General features: G+C 63.7%; 19 protein-coding genes. 5 read left to right on the forward strand and 14 right to left on the reverse strand.

Translation table 11 applies throughout. The annotated features are described in order from the left end of the window. Positions 1-97 precede the first annotated feature (97 nt). The 3 genes from HY57_RS21420 to HY57_RS20695 all read right to left on the reverse strand — a co-directional run bounded on the left by HY57_RS21420 (position 98) and on the right by HY57_RS20695 (position 1,321). On the reverse strand, positions 98-304 hold the full coding sequence (locus HY57_RS21420) for a hypothetical protein (protein WP_144240744.1): 207 nt from the start codon (positions 302-304) through the stop codon (positions 98-100). Positions 305-348: 44 nt separating this feature from the next. Next, positions 349-732, reverse strand: coding sequence for a cupin domain-containing protein (locus tag HY57_RS01505; protein ID WP_026034064.1), 384 nt, complete (start codon positions 730-732; stop codon positions 349-351). Between the two features lie 124 nt (positions 733-856). Then, on the reverse strand, positions 857-1,321 hold the full coding sequence (locus tag HY57_RS20695) for an SRPBCC family protein (RefSeq protein WP_081500687.1): 465 nt from the start codon (positions 1,319-1,321) through the stop codon (positions 857-859). A gap of 789 nt (positions 1,322-2,110) precedes the next feature. On the opposite strand from HY57_RS20695, the gene HY57_RS01515 reads away from it, so the two are divergent. Further along, positions 2,111-3,136 carry a hypothetical protein gene (locus HY57_RS01515; protein WP_019466072.1) on the forward strand — a complete coding sequence of 342 codons (1,026 nt, stop codon included), beginning with the start codon at positions 2,111-2,113 and terminating at the stop codon, positions 3,134-3,136. A gap of 146 nt (positions 3,137-3,282) precedes the next feature. Here the strand turns inward: HY57_RS01515 and HY57_RS01520 are convergent, their stop codons facing one another. The 5 genes from HY57_RS01520 to HY57_RS01540 all read right to left on the reverse strand — a co-directional run bounded on the left by HY57_RS01520 (position 3,283) and on the right by HY57_RS01540 (position 6,098). After that, a complete protein-coding gene (locus tag HY57_RS01520; RefSeq protein WP_019466071.1) occupies positions 3,283-3,837 on the reverse strand; it encodes a sugar O-acetyltransferase in 555 nt (184 codons plus the stop codon). A 62-nt stretch (positions 3,838-3,899) separates the two neighbouring features. After that, the gene (locus HY57_RS20700) at positions 3,900-4,271 is read right to left on the reverse strand and encodes an antibiotic biosynthesis monooxygenase family protein (RefSeq protein ID WP_019466070.1); all 372 of its coding nucleotides are present in this window, start codon (positions 4,269-4,271) and stop codon (positions 3,900-3,902) included. Positions 4,272-4,348: 77 nt separating this feature from the next. Next, positions 4,349-4,564: a DUF3820 family protein gene (locus HY57_RS01530; RefSeq protein ID WP_026034062.1), complete on the reverse strand. Its 216-nt coding sequence runs from the start codon at positions 4,562-4,564 to the stop codon at positions 4,349-4,351. A gap of 201 nt (positions 4,565-4,765) precedes the next feature. Beyond that, on the reverse strand, positions 4,766-5,536 hold the full coding sequence (locus tag HY57_RS01535; protein ID WP_019466068.1) for a TIGR00266 family protein: 771 nt from the start codon (positions 5,534-5,536) through the stop codon (positions 4,766-4,768). Positions 5,537-5,609: 73 nt separating this feature from the next. Further along, positions 5,610-6,098 (reverse strand): DUF6882 domain-containing protein, encoded by a 489-nt coding sequence (locus HY57_RS01540; RefSeq protein ID WP_019466067.1) that lies wholly within the window; start codon positions 6,096-6,098, stop codon positions 5,610-5,612. Between the two features lie 241 nt (positions 6,099-6,339). Between HY57_RS01540 and HY57_RS01545 the strand changes: the two genes are divergently transcribed. Beyond that, positions 6,340-7,287, forward strand: coding sequence for a CPBP family intramembrane glutamic endopeptidase (locus HY57_RS01545; protein WP_019466066.1), 948 nt, complete (start codon positions 6,340-6,342; stop codon positions 7,285-7,287). Between the two features lie 213 nt (positions 7,288-7,500). Here HY57_RS01545 and HY57_RS01550 read toward each other — a convergent pair whose 3' ends face one another. After that, complete coding sequence (locus HY57_RS01550) at positions 7,501-9,255, reverse strand: aspartyl protease family protein (RefSeq protein ID WP_100218240.1); 1,755 nt, start codon at positions 9,253-9,255, stop codon at positions 7,501-7,503. A gap of 174 nt (positions 9,256-9,429) precedes the next feature. Here HY57_RS01550 and HY57_RS20705 point away from each other — a divergent pair, with 174 nt between their 5' ends. Then, positions 9,430-9,987, forward strand: coding sequence for a methyltransferase family protein (locus HY57_RS20705; protein WP_019466064.1), 558 nt, complete (start codon positions 9,430-9,432; stop codon positions 9,985-9,987). A 214-nt stretch (positions 9,988-10,201) separates the two neighbouring features. After that, positions 10,202-11,428 carry an MFS transporter gene (locus HY57_RS01560; protein ID WP_038579207.1) on the forward strand — a complete coding sequence of 409 codons (1,227 nt, stop codon included), beginning with the start codon at positions 10,202-10,204 and terminating at the stop codon, positions 11,426-11,428. A 198-nt stretch (positions 11,429-11,626) separates the two neighbouring features. Here HY57_RS01560 and HY57_RS01565 read toward each other — a convergent pair whose 3' ends face one another. From HY57_RS01565 to HY57_RS01575, 3 genes are all read right to left on the reverse strand, one after another. Beyond that, positions 11,627-11,977 (reverse strand): UBP-type zinc finger domain-containing protein, encoded by a 351-nt coding sequence (locus HY57_RS01565; protein WP_019466062.1) that lies wholly within the window; start codon positions 11,975-11,977, stop codon positions 11,627-11,629. A 60-nt stretch (positions 11,978-12,037) separates the two neighbouring features. After that, positions 12,038-12,505, reverse strand: a complete 468-nt coding sequence (locus HY57_RS01570; RefSeq protein ID WP_019466061.1) for a DUF1348 family protein — start codon at positions 12,503-12,505, stop codon at positions 12,038-12,040. 166 nt (positions 12,506-12,671) lie between these two features. Further along, positions 12,672-13,139, reverse strand: coding sequence for an Lrp/AsnC family transcriptional regulator (locus HY57_RS01575; protein ID WP_019466060.1), 468 nt, complete (start codon positions 13,137-13,139; stop codon positions 12,672-12,674). Between the two features lie 104 nt (positions 13,140-13,243). Between HY57_RS01575 and HY57_RS01580 the strand changes: the two genes are divergently transcribed. Continuing rightward, positions 13,244-13,855 carry a LysE family translocator gene (locus HY57_RS01580; RefSeq protein WP_019466059.1) on the forward strand — a complete coding sequence of 204 codons (612 nt, stop codon included), beginning with the start codon at positions 13,244-13,246 and terminating at the stop codon, positions 13,853-13,855. A 165-nt stretch (positions 13,856-14,020) separates the two neighbouring features. Here HY57_RS01580 and HY57_RS01585 read toward each other — a convergent pair whose 3' ends face one another. Beyond that, entirely contained in the window at positions 14,021-15,349 is a 1,329-nt protein-coding gene (locus HY57_RS01585) for a metal-dependent hydrolase family protein (protein ID WP_019466058.1), read from the reverse strand. Between the two features lie 167 nt (positions 15,350-15,516). Continuing rightward, on the reverse strand, positions 15,517-15,798 hold the full coding sequence (locus HY57_RS01590) for a hypothetical protein (RefSeq protein ID WP_019466057.1): 282 nt from the start codon (positions 15,796-15,798) through the stop codon (positions 15,517-15,519). Positions 15,799-15,848: the final 50 nt, after the last annotated feature.

The raw sequence follows: 15,848 nt of genomic DNA on the forward strand, positions 1-15,848 counted from the left end.
AAGTCGCATCCGACACGTCATCGACAATACGGACTTCATGCACCGATGACGCTTCGTTCCAGTGTCCTCTTTGGGTCGAAAGCGGACCTCCGGTTCCTTATTTCCTCTGGCGTCGTTGGTTCATCCATCGAGACACCACAACGACCGAACCAGCGACTAACCAAATCACCTGCAGCAGTATCAAACCGATTCGCAGGAGTTCGGATTTCGTCTGGATGCCCCAGCCAAGCACCAGGCAAACAGCCAGGAAGCCAAGTAAAGCCATAGGACTGAAACTGGTCGTGCCCGGTGCTTTTCGATCCATACCCCCTCCTCTGGGCCGAGATGGCCGCCCCACATTGGCTGATCTCAAACAGCTGGCGTTTCGAGGCCGTGCTCCGTGGGCTGGGGCGTAATGGTCATCACCTTGAGCCGTTCGGATCCTTCAAACCGGTGCCAGACGCCCACGGGTATGACAATGAGTTCGTTCCCGGCGAGGAAGTACCGTTCTTCCTTGGCGTTCGTCAGCAAAACAACCGTGGTTGTTCCTTCCAGCACCATGACGACTTCGTCGCCGTTCGGGTGGCGCTCCCACTCGCTGGAGCCGGAGTAGTAACTCGCATACACCGCCCCGTCACGATACGGCACGACTTCGGCGAATGCCTCGCTGGCGTCTTGCCCGAAGGCCATCGCTGGAGATCGATTCGGCAGGTGCTTCAAACCCGACAGAACGTCGGTAAGTGACCTTTTCATAGACGGCTGGCCATCCCTTTTGGCTGCATCAAATCGTGTGGTGATCCGGCACGGGAGAAGCTATGCCCGGCCCCCTTCCTGATGTCCGCTATGGGTCGAAAGCGGACATTTTCCATCTAACGATTTATCGCAACTCCATGTATCGCCTGAAGGCATCAAGCGTTCCAGCCCAATAGAAGTGCAGATGTCGGTAGATGGACATCGTGGGAAATCCTGATGCCTCGAACTTCACGACTGTACGCTGCCCATCGGCGTGGACTTCAAAGCGCAGTGTCGTATAGCTAGACGGCTGATCCGGCAGGCGAGATAACGAACTGAGATGCGTGAAGCTCACTTCTTCGCACGGAAGGAACGATAGGACCACGCCCCTGTTCTCGAACGGAAGGTGGTGCGCGCCGCGAATGACAATCGCACTTCCTGGCATCCATGTCGTTTCCACCTCGACGGAGTAATCGTCACCACCAAGCCATTCACGCATGCTGCGAAGGTTAACCAAATGGTTCCAAACCGAAGCAACGGGCCTCTCCACAACAACTTCTTCGCGGAAGTAAGCCGGTGTATCACAGTCAACGCTGGATCGTGGATTCATGGCTCGACATCCCAATCACGCATTCGAAATCCGAAGACTAACCCAGGTCGCGGGGCCCATGGCTTCCCAGACTTGAACTGTCCACTTCGGGTCAAAAGCGGACCTTAGAAATCCTGGCCGGCCCTTTGCTCTGAAATGCAGGCAAGGGCCTCGTCCACGGCTTTCTTACCCCATCTTTCGGCAGCGAGTACATTCAAAGTTCCGCCCGCGAACTCATCCCATGCACAACAGGCCGAACCTGAGCTGTGCGCCTACCGGCCAGACGCTACACAGACGTTCTCACTGCTCAGAATGGTGAGTTCGTGAAGGTCGTCGCCAGGCACATCTCTAGTCCAGCGCCTAAGCACACGTGGCGTTCGATTCGTCCCCATGTGGATCTCCTTGGCGCGGTGCGCCTGGTCCGCATGGAATCACGAGAACGAAAAGGCCCTCCTTTTCCGCGCTATCGGGTCTGCCCTGCCATCGTATTTTTCAACGTATTTCGCACGAACATACGATTCAACTGAGACCTTTTTTCCTGCTCGCATTGTCTATACGCTCGAAGCATCCGCCGACGTGAGACTTCCTCAGGGGGAGTGAGCTTGGCACGTCTTCCGGCTGCGGATGGGGAGAAAAATTCAAGGGAGACTCAAGGGCCATCGCGGTTGCGAGGTAGGCAGCTGCCGGTCAGCGGCGGAGCCGTTGTCTGCAGATGCCAGGGCGCAGCTTTGCCTGGCCTTTCTGATCAAGCACGCGCCGCAAGGCGCCTGCTCAGCGACCTTCAAATAATGAATTTCCTGGGAGGAAGTAATGCAGTCCAAGAACGCATTCGGCATTCGTTGCATTGCCAAGATCGTGTCCGTCGCCGGACTTGTCGGCGCCACCTCACTCCTGCCTGCCATGGCATCGACGGCCGATATCGCCGCCGAAGCACAGGCACAGGCGCTCAAGACCTGGCACGAAACCATGCGGCAGATGGCGCCGCCCACGGAGGGCTGTTTCCACGCCGCCTTCCCCAGCGTCATCTGGGAAAAGACCGCCTGTCAGGCGACCAGCTATCGTTCCGAACCGCACGTGAAGTTCAGCACGGCGGAAACCGTGGGCAATGGCAATGACTATGCCGCTGCCACCTCTGGCATCACCACTTCGGCCACGGGCACCTTCCCGGTGGTGACGGGCGTGACCAGCGAAACCGATGGCACCACCGCCAACAGCTACACGCTGCAGCTCAACACCAACCTGGCCAACTCCTCGCCTGCCTGCGCCAGCTATGGCTATTCGAGCTGTCAGGTGTGGCAGCAGTTCATCTATTCCTCGAGCTATGTCGGTGGCGTGGCGCAGGTGTTCATGCAGGACTGGATGTTCATCCCGGCACGCTCCCGCTGCCCGCGCAGTGGCGGCTGGACGTCGTACAAGACCAGCTCGTACAACGGCTGCTACAAGAACAGCAATGCGGTGAACACGGTACTGGTGCCCGCCAGCCAGCTGGGCAACCTGAAGCTGGCCGGCTCGGTGACCAAGAACGGCAACGACACGGTGACGTTCACCAATGGCACCCAGGCCTATGCGGTGAGCCAGCCGGACAGCACGCTGGATGCTGCCTATGTGTGGAACCAGTCCGAGTTCAACATCGTCGGCAACGGCGGCGGCTCGGCGGCCACCTTCAACAGCGGCTCGTCGATCACGGTGAACCTGCAGGTGAACGATGGCAGCACGAATGCCCCGAGCTGTCTGGCCAACGCCGGCTCCACCGGCGAGACCAACAACCTGAACCTTGGCGCGTGCAGCACGGCGGGCGGCACCTCGCCTTATATCCAGTTCACCGAGTCGAACTGATCGCCTCAGGCAGCGACACGCTGCACGGGTGAATCCAAAGCCGGGGGCTAGTGCCCCCGGCTTTTTTTTGCTGCGACACGGTGGAAGGAACGTGCTCTCCGGTTCACCGCGGTGATCGGAAGGTAGCCGCTAACGCAACGAGATGCTCAACCATCGATCGCGCGAATGAACCGGGCCGGGTTGCCGGCGACAAGACTGTTCGGCGGCACGTCCCTGGTCACGACGGAGCCGGCGGCAATGACCGAGTTCTCACCCACCGTTACCCCGCCGATGACCGTTGCACCGGTGGCGATCCACACGTTTCGTTCGATCACGATGCGCTTTCCGATGGTGACGGACCGACGCTGCGCGGCGTCGAGGGGATGACTGGTGGTGATGAGGCTTACGTTGGGGCCGATCATCACGTCATCGCCGATATGCAGGCCGCCAAGATCGTGGAACGTGCAGTTCTGGTTGATGAACACGCGACGGCCGACTCGAATCTCTTCACCGCCCGCGGTATAGAACGGCGGAATCAGCATGAAGCTCTCGTCGACCGGTTGGCCGATGAGCTCGCCAAACAGTGCACGGATTTCCCCGTCATCGTTGAACGTCAGGCGATTGAGTGCCGCCGTGATCAATCCCGCGCGCCTGACGCCGGCCACCATCTTTGCGGATTCCGGCGTGCGCCCCTGGACGATGGTGTGCTTGTCATTCGTCATGCGGTGTTTCCTTGCCAACGCTTGTCACTGCTTTCCGATGGCGCCGCAGCACCCAGCCACCGTCATGTCACGGGCAGTCGCTCGTCCGCCGATGTCCGGGGAAGATCATGGCGCGGAAGCGGCGCCAGGAAGTCGGCCACGGGCTCGAGGATCAACTCCGGCAAGCTCTCGGCGATGGCGCCACGCAGTTCCTGCCAGGCTTCTGGATCGACCGAGGGGCGCGAGAGCCCTTCCGCCTTGGCGGCTGCCGACGGCCACTGCGTATAGCTGTACCAGAGGCCGTCGGGGCCGCGATGCAGGCGCGAGCCCAGCGAGCCCCGTTCGGTCAGGAGCAACTGGGTGACCCGCGACCAGGCGCGGACAAAGGCCTCTTCAGAGCCTGGATGGAGGCGCCAACGATAAATAGCGCAGAAGGTGGGGCCCGTGTTGTCCATATTCCATTCCTTTAGCTGTGATCATTCCGCCGGGCGTCCCGCCTGCGTGATCGCAGACATGTCCCGCATCCGTATGCCTAGCGCCGCTTTCTCAGGGGATCGAGCAGCGGCTTCAAGCCGTTGTGGTCGATTTCCAGCGCCAATGCGAGCAGGTTTCCAAGGTCGCCTTTGGGGAAGCCTTTGCGTGCATACCACGCGAGATAAGCACCGGGCAGATCGGCGATGAGTCGGCCCTGGTACTTGCCGTAGGGCATGGTCACGGTGACCAGTCGCTGCAGGTCTTCGGGCTTCACCGGGTCATCCGCTCCGGGCAACCGGCGCGAGGCGTGGCCTGCGGCTGTGCGCTTGTTTTCATGCATGCCTCCCGGCGTGAACCTGCCTGCGCGAGTGCTTGCTCCACGGCAGGCGGGCATCACGGCGGGCGATGTTTGATTCCATCGATTATCCACGGGGCGAAGGCGGATATCGCCTCGCCCCTTCACGTACGCGGCGAATCAGTTGTCGTCGCCATTCAACAGCGAGCCGACGATGCCGCCGATGAGCGCGCCACCCACGGTGGCCCGCCCGCCGCCACTCTCGTTGCTGGGCAGGTATTCGGCAATCTGGTGTGCCAGCCGCGAGATGGGCAGGGTTTGCAACCAGACGGTGCCCGGGCCGGTCAGCGAGGCGAGGAAGATGCCGTCGCCGCCGAAGATCGCGTTCTTGATGCCGGGAACCGTGGTGATCTGAAAGCTGACCGACGACTGGAAGGCACCAACGTGCCCCGGATGAACCCGCAGGGTTTCACCCGGCGCCAGATCCTTGCGGATAAGTTCGCCGGAAAGTTCCAGCCAGGCCGTGCCCGTGCCGCCCAGCTTCTGCAGGATGAAACCGTTGCCGCCGAAGATGCCGGCGCCAAGCGACTGCTGGAAGCCCACGCCGATGGTGACCTGCGGCGTGGCGCAGAGAAAACCGTGGCGATGCACCAGGTATTCGTTACCCGGGCTCACCGACACCGGCACGATGTGGCCCGGCACCTTGGTGGCAAACGCGACCACGCCCGGAGTGCGCACGGCGCGGTACTCGGTCATGAACAGGCTGCCGCCGCTGACCACGCGCTTGAACACGCCCAGCAAGCCGCCACCGCCGCCCATCTGGGTGTGCGTGGTCATCTGGATCGATGCGGTCATCCATGAAAGCTCCCCGCTTTCCGCGAAGACGCCGTCGTCAGGATCAAGCTGTACTTCCAGCACGGGCATGACCGTGCCCTGGATGCGTGTCTGCATGTGGTGTTTCCCCCATGATGGATGGTTGCGTGAATGAGGTCGGCGTGGGCGTTCGCGCCGGAACGGGATGGCGTCAATGAGGGGGCGTGAGAGGCCTGATGCCGGTGATCGCCAGATAGGTATGCGGGCCATCCGGCGACGACGCCGGTGCCCGGTAGCAACCCAGCGCCTTGAGCTGCTGCACCGCCATGGCGGCCAGATCCCACGCCATCGCCTCGCCACCGATGGAGAAGGCGCTTTCCTTGCCGAACAGATCGAACCCGGTGACGGCCTGCAGCTGCTTCAACGGCAGCGCCTTTTCACGCAGCGGGGCGATGAAGGTCGGGTTGCTCCATGCCCATTTCCAACTGCTGGACTTCGGGGAAAAACTTCCGATGCCGATGACTTCGGCTTCGACCGCCAGCTTGTCATCGCGATCGAAGAACTGCAGCCTGGCGCCTTCCTGCTCGAACCACCAGCGTTTCATCTCCCCCAGGTCATAGGCATGGCTCAACTGCGCCTGTTTCGCCCGCAGTTCGTCGTTGGCCTTCGCGAGGAAAACGTCGAATTCTTCGTCAGTCATGCCGCCCCCTGAGCCTTGCCGTGTCGCGCCAAGAATCTACCGTTCGCCGCGTTCCTGAAGAGCGTGCCGACATAGTTTCCACGATACCCATGACGGGGCCAATGCGTCGCACGCATCCGGACGAAGCGCGACAGGCCACCGCAAGCCAGTGCAATGACCTCCGGCAGGGAATGACCAACGTCACTGTGTACGGATCGTCGGCAAGCGCCAGACTGACGTCACTTTGACAGGGGGATCAAAGATGCTTATCTCGGGCCAGCAGGTTGCCTTTACCGCGCCTGCCGGGGCAAAGCCCTGGCAGCGCTGGTTGCTGTATTCGTCGCCCGCGCGGCTGGCGATATTCATCGCCGTGTTCGTGCCCGGTGTCATGGTGATTACGAAGGCCATGCACGCACTGGGATGGACGCATGATGCAAGCCCGCTGCAGGCGGGCCTTGGCCAGTTCTTCGGGCGCATCGTGCCGGCACTGGTGGCGTATCTGGTGTTGACCCGGCTGGTTGAACGTCGCGTGCCCGCCGAGCTGCTGTCGCGCGACATGGTTTCACGCGCACTGGCCGGGCTGGTGACGGGCACCCTGTTGTTCAGTGCGGTGGTCGGCGTGCTGTGGCTGCTCGGCAGCTACCATGTCGTCGGATTCAATCCGCACGCCAATTGGGTGACAGCGCTGCTGATGGTGGGCCTGGGCGCGGGTATCGGCGAAGAGATCATGTTCCGCGGCGCCCTTTTCCGCATCGTGGAAGAAGGCTTCGGCAGCTGGGCGGCCATCGTGGTTTCGGCGCTGTTCTTTGGCCTGGCGCACATCAGCAATCCAGAGGCCACGCTGTGGAGTTCGGCGGCCATCACCATCGAGGCGGGCGTGCTGTTTGGCCTGCTCTACATGGTGACGCGCTCCTTGCCCCTGTGCATGGGCCTGCACGCCGCATGGAATTTCTGCCAGGGCACGGTCTACGGCATTCCGGTGTCGGGCACGGCGGCGGACGGCTGGCTGGTATCCACACGCACCGGGCCGGACTGGCTCACCGGCGGTGCCTTTGGTGTGGAAGCTTCGGTGATCGCCATGCTGACGTGCATGCTGTTGTCACTGGCACTTCTGGCCATCGCGCTGAAGCGCGGTTGCTTCGTCTCGCCCGGTTGGGTGCGGCACAGGCAAGGCGTGGCGCCGTTGCAGGGCGCGCAGGCGGCAGCGTAACGCGCTCGCGTGCGCCTGCCTTGGAGCCTGTTCACAACCTCCTTCAGACGCAAAATTTCCTCACCGTCATTCCCGCGAAAGCGGGAATCCAGAGTTTTTCCGCTTTCGATGGCGCTTAAAGTCACTGGATTCCCGCTCTTGCCCCCTTTTCGGGGTTCGCGGGAATGACGGTGAGGGGTAGCGAGGTGTTACCGCGAGACTTTGAACAGGCTCTTAGTGCGACGCGACCGCCAGTCCAAACTTGGTGGCGTGTGCTTCAATCTCCGGATCCATCCCGCGCGCGGCGGCCAGATCGGCCTGACCCGCATCGGCTTGTCCGGCGCGGATCTTCGCCAGGCCAAGGCCATAGCGCGACCACGCGGCATGTGGCCGTTCCGCCACGGCCTGTTCGTACGCCTTGATCGAATCGGCGTAGTTGCCCAGGCGCAACTGGATCAGGCCAAGACTGTCGAGATAGGCCGCGTTCGCGCCATCGCGCTTGATCGCCTTGCGACAATCCTTCAGGCCGTCGTCGAGCATCTGGTTGCTCAGGCCGCGCGCCCAGCAGCGTTCGTTGAGCACGGCGCCGAGCATGGCGTCGCTGCCGTGCAACCGGATCCAGTCGTCGAGCAGGGGCAACGCCGCGGCGGGTTGGTCGAGCTGGATGTAGAAGCCCGCAATCGAGCGCGCGTGCGCGGAACCGGCAGGCGCCAGCGCGCTGGCTGCGGCCACGTCGGCGGCGGCACCATCATGGTCTTTCCGCAGGTAGCGGAGCCGCGCGCGCAGCAGCAACGCATCGAAATCCTTCGGGTCCAGGCCCAGGGCCTTGTCGGCGTCCGCGAGCGCGGCGTCGGGCTGTTTGTTGGCCTCATGCGCCGCGGCACGGGACACATAGTAAGCAGCCTGATCCGGCGCCAGGCGGATGGCTTCGTCCAGGTCGGCCACGGCCGCGTTCGGCTCACCGCGTGACAGGTGGGCCTGGCCGGACAACGCGTAATCACCGGCGGTTTTCGACGCGGTGCCACTGCCACCCGTGGCATGGTCTCCATCGGGCTTGGCGCCATCGGCGGGCGCATCCGCATAGGTGAACACGCGGCCGCCGTTATAGGTGAAGAACACCCGCTTCGTGCTGTTGGCGATGAACATGCGGTGGGCGAGGATGAAGTCCACGCCGAGCAGCAAGTCCACGTCGTCGCCAATGCGATCGTCAAGGACCATCATCTGGCTGTGCTGGATGGTTTCCGAACCCACGGAGAAGGAATCCACCTTGGCCGTCCATGTCTTCACCGGCTTGGCACCGACGCCAATGCTGGTGCTGCCGGCCCTGGCATCCTTGAGGTCGATGCCGGCGCGCTCGGCGGCGTTGCGGCTCAACACGGTGGCGGCCGCGCCAGAGTCGAGCACGGCCTTCACCTTCTTGCCGTTGATGGTGACGGTGAGGAAGGTGCGCCGGTCATACCGGTTGGCGGACGGTTCGATCTCGGCGTCGTTGTATTTGCCGTCCTGCACCCAATACGCCAGCATCGTCTTGTCGCAATGCTCCGCCTTGAACAGCGTGATCTTGCCGTGGGCAAGATCGAGCTCCAGGTCGGCGATATCGAGCAGGTTGGCACCGAGCAGACCGGTGCCGATATCCGTGCCGCCCACGATGAAGTCCACGTTCTTCAACGTGGTGTCGAGTATGCCCAATTCCTTGACGTGCGCTTGCTGGATGTTCGCGGAGCCACCGACGCCGCTGATGCGGTAGCCGAAGGGCGCCGCTTCCAGCTTGAGTCCAAGCGATGATGCGTTGGCACCCGACATGATGTTGAAGAACGCACCGGTATCGATGACGAAGCGTGTGCTGGTTCCGTTGATCTTCACCATGGTGGTGGCCTGGTTGCCGACCATTTCCACCGGCAAGGTGCCGTAGCTCTTCAAATGGCAGCCTTCACCCCACGCCTGGCCCGCCAGCAGCAGGCCCAATCCAAGACAGCAAAAGCGCAGCATCCCTGTCCTCCCCTGTTTGCCATGACGGCAGCATATATGGCGGGCCCGGCAACGCAACGCCCTGCGCCATGCCCCCGGCGGCAGCCCGCCCCGGCCCATGAAGGTGCCTCCACCCGCGCAACGACGTCAGGCGTAACATCGGCGGCGCCCGTCACTCGTACCGCAGGGGATGCCATGAAGATTGAGACCGTTGCGATCGTGCTCTTCGCCGCCTGGTTCTTTTCCGAGGGTCTGATACTCCGCACGGCGCGCGACCGGAGCGGCGCGAACGTGGACCACCGCTCGCTCGCCGTGCTGGCGACCAGCAACATGCTTTTGCCATGGCTTTCCATTGCCCTGTACTTTCTCGGCATCGGCAGGCTGGACGTCGCGCCGATGTTCAAGTTCATCGGTACGCTGGTGATGGTGGCGGGCTTCTGCGTCCGCTGGTCGGGCATGTGGACGTTGCGGAAGTTCTTCTCGGCCAACGTGGCGGTGCAGAACGATCACCGGCTGGTGATCGCGGGGCCGTATCGCTTTGTGCGTCACCCCGGCTACTTCGGCGGCTGGCTGTCATTCGTCGGGCTGGGGATGGCGCTGGGCAACGGACTGGCGATCGTGCTGCTCACGGTGTTCACCTTGCCGGCATTTCTCTATCGCATCCGCATTGAGGAAGACGCGCTCACCCGCGCGTTCCCCGACTACCCGCAGTACGTCCTGAAGGTGAAGCGTTTCCTGCCCTTCGTGTGGTGATGGCGCGGCAGCCAGCCCGATAGGGAACGCGAGGCGCGGCGCGCACGCGGACGATGCAGCGTGCGCGCCCCTAGGGGCATGCGACTTGCGCGGTTCTGCGATTCCCTGGCCGGCGCCGCAATGGACGCGCGGCTGGCCTCCATGCGCCCCAGGCGCTATGCTTCGCATGCTGCACCGCACCACTGCGCCTCTCCCCAAGGCCCGAGCATTCCCCATGTCTGCATCCGCACCCGCACTTGATCCGGGCACGCCGCCCGTTCGTGTTCCCCATGTAGGGCTGGTCATCCTTGCCCTTGCCGTGGGTGGCTTTGCCATCGGCACCACGGAATTCGCCACCATGAGCATGCTGCCGCTGTTTGCGCAGGGCCTGGGCATCGATGCGCCCACGGCAGGCCATGCGATCAGTGCGTATGCGCTGGGCGTGGTGGTGGGTGCGCCGGTAATCACCGTGCTTGGCGCACGCATGCCACGTCGCGCCTTGCTGCTGATGCTGATGGCGATGTTCACCGTGTTCAACGGACTCACCGGGCTCTCGCCCAGCTATCACTGGATGCTGGTGTTCCGCTTCCTGAGCGGCCTGCCGCATGGCGCGTACTTCGGCGTCGGCGCGCTGGTGGCCAGTTCGCTGGTGCCTGCCAACCGCCGCACGCGCGCGGTGGGACAGATGTTCCTGGGCCTGACCTGCGCCACCATCGTCGGTGTGCCGCTGGCGAGCTGGCTGGGGCAGTCCGTGGGCTGGCGCTGGAGCTTCGCGCTGGTGGCCCTGCTGGGCGTGGCGACGATGAGCGCGGTGTATGCGTTCGCGCCGGACACGCCCGCCGACCGCAACGCGAGCCCGCTGCGCGAGCTCGGCGCGCTGAAGCGCCCGCAGGTGTGGATGACGCTGGGCATCGGCGCCATCGGTTTCGGCGGCCTGTTCGCGGTCTACACCTATCTCGCCGACATCCTGCTCAAGGTGACGCAACTGTCGCTGGACGCGGTGCCGTGGGTGATGGGCGTGTTCGGCGTGGGCATGACGCTGGGCAACCTGGTCGTGCCCCATTTCGCCGATCGTGCGCTGATGCGCACAGCAGGTGCCCTGCTGACGTGGAGCATGGTGATCCTCGCCATCTTCCCGTTCACCGCCGGCCACGTATGGACGCTGGGCGCCACCGTGTTCCTGATCGGCATGGGCGGCGCGCTTGGCACCGTGTTGCAGACGCGGCTGATGGACGTGGCGGGCGACGCGCAAGGCCTCGCCGCCTCGCTCAACCACTCCGCCTTCAATGCTGCCAACGCACTTGGCCCCTTCCTCGGCGGCCTTGCCATTGCGCACGGTTACGGCTGGACCTCGCCCGGCTGGGTGGGTAGCGGCCTCGCGCTGGGTGGCTTGTTGCTGTGGTTCGTGTCGATGGCGATGGACCGGCGCGTGGATGCCATGACGGCGTGTGAATCCTGCTGAGGTCTTGTTCGCGACCTCCTTCAAGCCCCAGGTTCCCTCACCGTCATTCCCGCGAAAGCGGGAATCCAGTGCCTTTCAGCTCTACGCGAAACGGGAAAAGGCGCTGGATTCCCGCTTTCGCGGGAATGACGGTGAGGGGGCTGGGTGCTGGAGCAAGATTTTGAACAGGCACCAAGATCGCGAATAGGCCCCAAAGCATCAGTTCAACAAATCCTCCCAGTTCTTCGGCACCTTGCCTTTCGGCCCCGGTGTCGGCTGGTCCAGCGGATGGAACAGCGGTGGGCGCAACGCCGGACCGTAGTAGGCCTGCCCCGTGCGGTAATCGAAGAACCAGCGCTCGTCCGGCTCGAAGTTGGCCACCACCGGGTGGCCGGTTTCGTGGAAGTGCTTGGTTGCGTGCTGGCTCGGCGAGCTGTCGCAGCAACCGATGTGGCCGCACTCGGCGCAGCGGCGCAGGTGGAACCACCATCCGCCCGACGCCAGGCATTCCACGCAGCCGTTGCCGCTCGGTTCGGCGTCAAGGTTGATGCCTGATTCTTGTTTGCTCATGCGTGGTTTCCTTGGTGTCGATATCCAGGGCATGGTGGCGGCTGCCACGTCCCGCTGACGTCAAAAGCCCAGCTCGCTCAAGCCCGGATGATCGTCCGGGCGGCGCCCGAGCGGCCAGTGGTATCGGCGTTCCGACTCGGCGATGCGCAGGTCGTTGATCGACGCGTGGCGATGCGTCATCAGGCCATGCTCGTCGAACTGCCAGTTCTCGTTGCCGTAGCTGCGGTACCACTGGCCCGAGTCGTCGTGCCATTCGTAGGCGAAGCGCACGGCGATGCGGTTGCCCGCGAAGGTCCACAGCTCCTTGATGAGGCGGTAATCAAGCTCGCGGTTCCATTTGCGCGTGAGGAAGGCCTGCGCCTCCTCACGTCCGTGGATGAACTCCGCGCGGTTGCGCCAGTAGGTATCGGGTGAATACGCCAGCACCACGCGGGAGGGATCGCGGCTGTTCCACCCATCCTCGGCGAGCCGCACTTTCTGCGCGGCCGTCTCGGCGGTGAAGGGAGGAACCGGGGGACGGCTTTCCATGGGATGCCTCGCAATGTGGGCTGAAGACGAATGAGGTTAGCGCGGCTGGCCCCACCCAGTGTTTCAAGACCGTCATTCCAGCGCACCCCGAAAAGGGCGCAAGGGCCGGAATGACGGAGAGGGAGGCCAACGGTCTTCGCATGTGGATCTGGCACTCCCCTCTCTGTCACTCCAAGGGCAGCGCATACGTGCGCTTGACCACCTGACTGGGCATGTCGGTCTTGACGTTCTGGATGCCGTTGGCGCGGGTGAGATGGGTGGACTGGAAATGGCGATAGTCGTCCAGGTCCGCCACGGCCACGCGCAACAACGCGTCGCAATCGCCAAGCATGATGTAGCACTCCATCACCTGCGGCAGCCGCTGCATGGCGCGGATGAACTGGTCGATGGTGTCGGCGTCCTGCGCGGTAAGCCACACGCGGGTGAACAGGGTAAGGCCTGCACCGACCTTGGCCGGGTCGAGCACGGCGACGTAGCGGTCGATCACGCCGGCCTCTTCCAGCAGCTTCACCCGGCGCAGGCAGGGCGAGGGCGACAGGCCCACTTCGCGGGCAAGGTCGGTGTTGGGCAGCCGCGCGTTCTCCTGCAGGGCGTGCAGGATGCGCTTGTCGGTGTCGTCCAGCCGGATTGGCATGATGCATCACTCATGACTTGACCCTTGGCATGATATGCCAATATCCGTTCCAGATCGGCCATACCTGGCACCCTATGCCAGGAACCCTGGCGTAGCCTGTCGCCATGGATATCCACACCCTGCTGCTGTTTGCCGCCACGGTTCTGCCGCTGATCTGCGTGCCGGGGCCGGACATGCTTTTCATCGCCTCGCAGGCCGTGACGGGCAACGCCCATGCTGGGCTGCAGGCTACGGCGGGCGTCTGCCTCGGCTACGTGCTGCATTCGTTGCTGGTGGCGCTCGGCCTTGCGGCGGTGATCGCGACCTCGCCCGTGCTGTTCCATGCATTCCGCTGGATGGGCGTGCTGTACCTGATCTGGCTCGCCGCGAAACTGCTGCGTTCGGCGCTCCAGCCCCGGCGTGTCGCATGGCCCACGACGCAGACCACATCGCCGCTGCGCCGCGGCTTTTTCACAGCGGCGCTCAATCCCAAGGGCATGATGATCTACTTTGCGATCCTGCCGCAGTTCATGCATGCCGGGCACGCCGTCGCGCTGCAGGCGATGTTGCTCTCGGCCATCTTCATCGCGTTGTGCGCGCTGGTATACAGCGTGCTCAGCATGGCACTCGCCCGCACTGGCCGTGCCGGCGGCCCGAGTGATCGCCGCCGGCGGTGCGTGGAAGGCGTATCCGGCGGCATGCTGATCGTCGCCGCCGCAAGACTGGCGAGCAACTAGCATCATCTAAGGTGATTTCATGAAAAATCGCCCAACACCCGTCCCTCACCGTCATTCCGGCGCAGGCCGGAATGACGGTGAGGAAAACCAGCGCCGACGCAAGGTCAGAAGCAGGCGCTCAGCTGACGCGGTGAACGCACCCGTCGTCGCCACTGGCCTGTGACATCAGCGCTTGATGTCGTTCCTGTCCACATCGCCAGCCTTCATCACGAAGGCGACGTGCTCAAGCTGCGACACATCCTTGATCGGATCACCGTTCACCGCGACGAGGTCGGCGTAGTAGCCCGGCGCCAACTGGCCGACCGTGCCCGTCATGCCGAGCAGGTCGGCGGCATTCACCGTGGCGGCCTGGATGGCCTGCATCGGCGTCATGCCCCACTTGGTCATCACGGCGAACTGCTTGGCGTTCCAGCCGTGCGGATATACGCCGGCATCGGTGCCGAAGCTCATCTTTTCGCCGGCCTTTACCGCGCGCTGGAAGTTCTCGCGCTGCAGGCGGCCCACCAGCTTCTCCTTGTCGATGGTGCTGGCCGGAAATCCCTTCTTGGCGTACTCGCTGAGGATGTAGTCGTCGTTGTAGACGTCGAAGTCGAGATACGTGCCGTGCTGCTTGGCGAGCTTCAGGCCTTCCTCGTCGATCAGGCTGCTGTGCTCCACCGAGTCGACGCCCGCGCGAATGGCCATCTTGATGGCTTCGGCGCCGTGCGCGTGCGCGGCCACCTTCTTGCCCCAGCGATGCGCCTCGTCGACGACGGCGTTCATTTCTTCCTGCGAATACTGCGGTGCGCCGACCGAGGCCTCCGCGCTCAGCACGCCCGCGCTCGCCATGAACTTGATGACATCGGCACCGTGCTTGACGTTCTCGCGCACGCGATGGCGAATCGCGTCGACGCCGTCGGCCACGCCATTGACGTCATGGAACTCGATCCACGGCGAGAACCCGGTGGTGCCGTCGGCGTGGCCGCCCGTCGCGCCCAGCGCCGGCCCGGACACCAGCATGCGCGGACCCGCGATGTCGCCACGGTTGATCGCGTCGCGCAACGCGACGTCGACATAGTCGTCGGCACCGACGTTGCGCACGGTGGTGAAGCCCGCATCCAGCGTGCGCTTGGCATAGGTGGGCGAGAGAATGGCCGCATCGAGCGAGGTGCGCTTGAGCATGGCCTCGTAGTAGTCGCCCTTCACCTCATTCGGGTCGCCGGTAAGGTGCACGTGGCAGTCGATCAAGCCGGGCAGCAGCGTCGCGCTGCCCAGGTCGATCACGTTGACGCCGGCCGGCACCTGCCCGTCGTAGCGCACGTCGGTGATGTGGTCGCCTTCGATGATCACCAGCGGGTTGTCGCGCACGGTGCCGGCCTTCACGTCGACCAGGTGGGCGGCGCGCACGGCCAGGCGCGTGGATGCGGGCGTGGACGCGGGCGCATCGTCGGCCACGGCGACAGCCGTCGAGCCGAGGCCAAGGACAATGGCGGTGAACAGGGGCAACAGACGCATGGGATCACTCCGTGGGCGGTGACGAAAGGCAACGGGCGGACAGCCCGACACTGCGCATTGCGCCACGGTCATGCAACATCCTCCCCACGGCACCTTAGCGCAGAAAGCGAAGGTGCTTCACCCATGACGGGTGGCCTATGCGCGAACGTGCGATGCCATTCAAAACCTCAACGATCGTCGTCGAGACTGGCGCGCCAGGCGTTGCGCGACAGCGCCGCAAGCTGCCCGACGATGCCGCCGGTGACGATGCCCGGCAACAGGTGCTGACCCATCAGGCGCGCGACGAAGGCACCCACCAGCATGATCAGGAGAATGGCGACCGCCCAGCGTCTCCTCATTCGCTCCTGTTGACGCTCGACCTCGCGCCGCTGCGCGCGTTCGCGTTGACGCTCCTTGCCGTTCGCCATCACGGCGTCGGCAATGGTGTCGGCCTGTTCCCTGCTCAGCATGATCCCTCCCTGGCGCACCTGTGCGTGTTGGTGCCCGCCCGCCTTCCCCA

Origin of the sequence: Dyella japonica A8 (assembly GCF_000725385.1) — a bacterium.
GTDB classification, from domain to species: domain Bacteria; phylum Pseudomonadota; class Gammaproteobacteria; order Xanthomonadales; family Rhodanobacteraceae; genus Dyella; species Dyella japonica_C.

What these genes read in the sequence shown, in the direction of transcription:
- HY57_RS21420 (WP_144240744.1), bottom strand. Translation starts at nt 304, where the DNA reads ATGGATCGAAAAGCACCGGGCACGACCAGTTTCAGTCCTATGGCTTTA.
- HY57_RS01505 (WP_026034064.1), bottom strand. Translation starts at nt 732, where the DNA reads ATGAAAAGGTCACTTACCGACGTTCTGTCGGGTTTGAAGCACCTGCCG.
- HY57_RS20695 (WP_081500687.1), bottom strand. Translation starts at nt 1,321, where the DNA reads ATGAATCCACGATCCAGCGTTGACTGTGATACACCGGCTTACTTCCGC.
- HY57_RS01515 (WP_019466072.1), top strand. Translation starts at nt 2,111, where the DNA reads ATGCAGTCCAAGAACGCATTCGGCATTCGTTGCATTGCCAAGATCGTG.
- HY57_RS01520 (WP_019466071.1), bottom strand. Translation starts at nt 3,837, where the DNA reads ATGACGAATGACAAGCACACCATCGTCCAGGGGCGCACGCCGGAATCC.
- HY57_RS20700 (WP_019466070.1), bottom strand. Translation starts at nt 4,271, where the DNA reads ATGGACAACACGGGCCCCACCTTCTGCGCTATTTATCGTTGGCGCCTC.
- HY57_RS01535 (WP_019466068.1), bottom strand. Translation starts at nt 5,536, where the DNA reads ATGCAGACACGCATCCAGGGCACGGTCATGCCCGTGCTGGAAGTACAG.
- HY57_RS01540 (WP_019466067.1), bottom strand. Translation starts at nt 6,098, where the DNA reads ATGACTGACGAAGAATTCGACGTTTTCCTCGCGAAGGCCAACGACGAA.
- HY57_RS01545 (WP_019466066.1), top strand. Translation starts at nt 6,340, where the DNA reads ATGCTTATCTCGGGCCAGCAGGTTGCCTTTACCGCGCCTGCCGGGGCA.
- HY57_RS01550 (WP_100218240.1), bottom strand. Translation starts at nt 9,255, where the DNA reads ATGCTGCGCTTTTGCTGTCTTGGATTGGGCCTGCTGCTGGCGGGCCAG.
- HY57_RS20705 (WP_019466064.1), top strand. Translation starts at nt 9,430, where the DNA reads ATGAAGATTGAGACCGTTGCGATCGTGCTCTTCGCCGCCTGGTTCTTT.
- HY57_RS01560 (WP_038579207.1), top strand. Translation starts at nt 10,202, where the DNA reads ATGTCTGCATCCGCACCCGCACTTGATCCGGGCACGCCGCCCGTTCGT.
- HY57_RS01565 (WP_019466062.1), bottom strand. Translation starts at nt 11,977, where the DNA reads ATGAGCAAACAAGAATCAGGCATCAACCTTGACGCCGAACCGAGCGGC.
- HY57_RS01570 (WP_019466061.1), bottom strand. Translation starts at nt 12,505, where the DNA reads ATGGAAAGCCGTCCCCCGGTTCCTCCCTTCACCGCCGAGACGGCCGCG.
- HY57_RS01575 (WP_019466060.1), bottom strand. Translation starts at nt 13,139, where the DNA reads ATGCCAATCCGGCTGGACGACACCGACAAGCGCATCCTGCACGCCCTG.
- HY57_RS01580 (WP_019466059.1), top strand. Translation starts at nt 13,244, where the DNA reads ATGGATATCCACACCCTGCTGCTGTTTGCCGCCACGGTTCTGCCGCTG.
- HY57_RS01585 (WP_019466058.1), bottom strand. Translation starts at nt 15,349, where the DNA reads ATGCGTCTGTTGCCCCTGTTCACCGCCATTGTCCTTGGCCTCGGCTCG.
- HY57_RS01590 (WP_019466057.1), bottom strand. Translation starts at nt 15,798, where the DNA reads ATGCTGAGCAGGGAACAGGCCGACACCATTGCCGACGCCGTGATGGCG.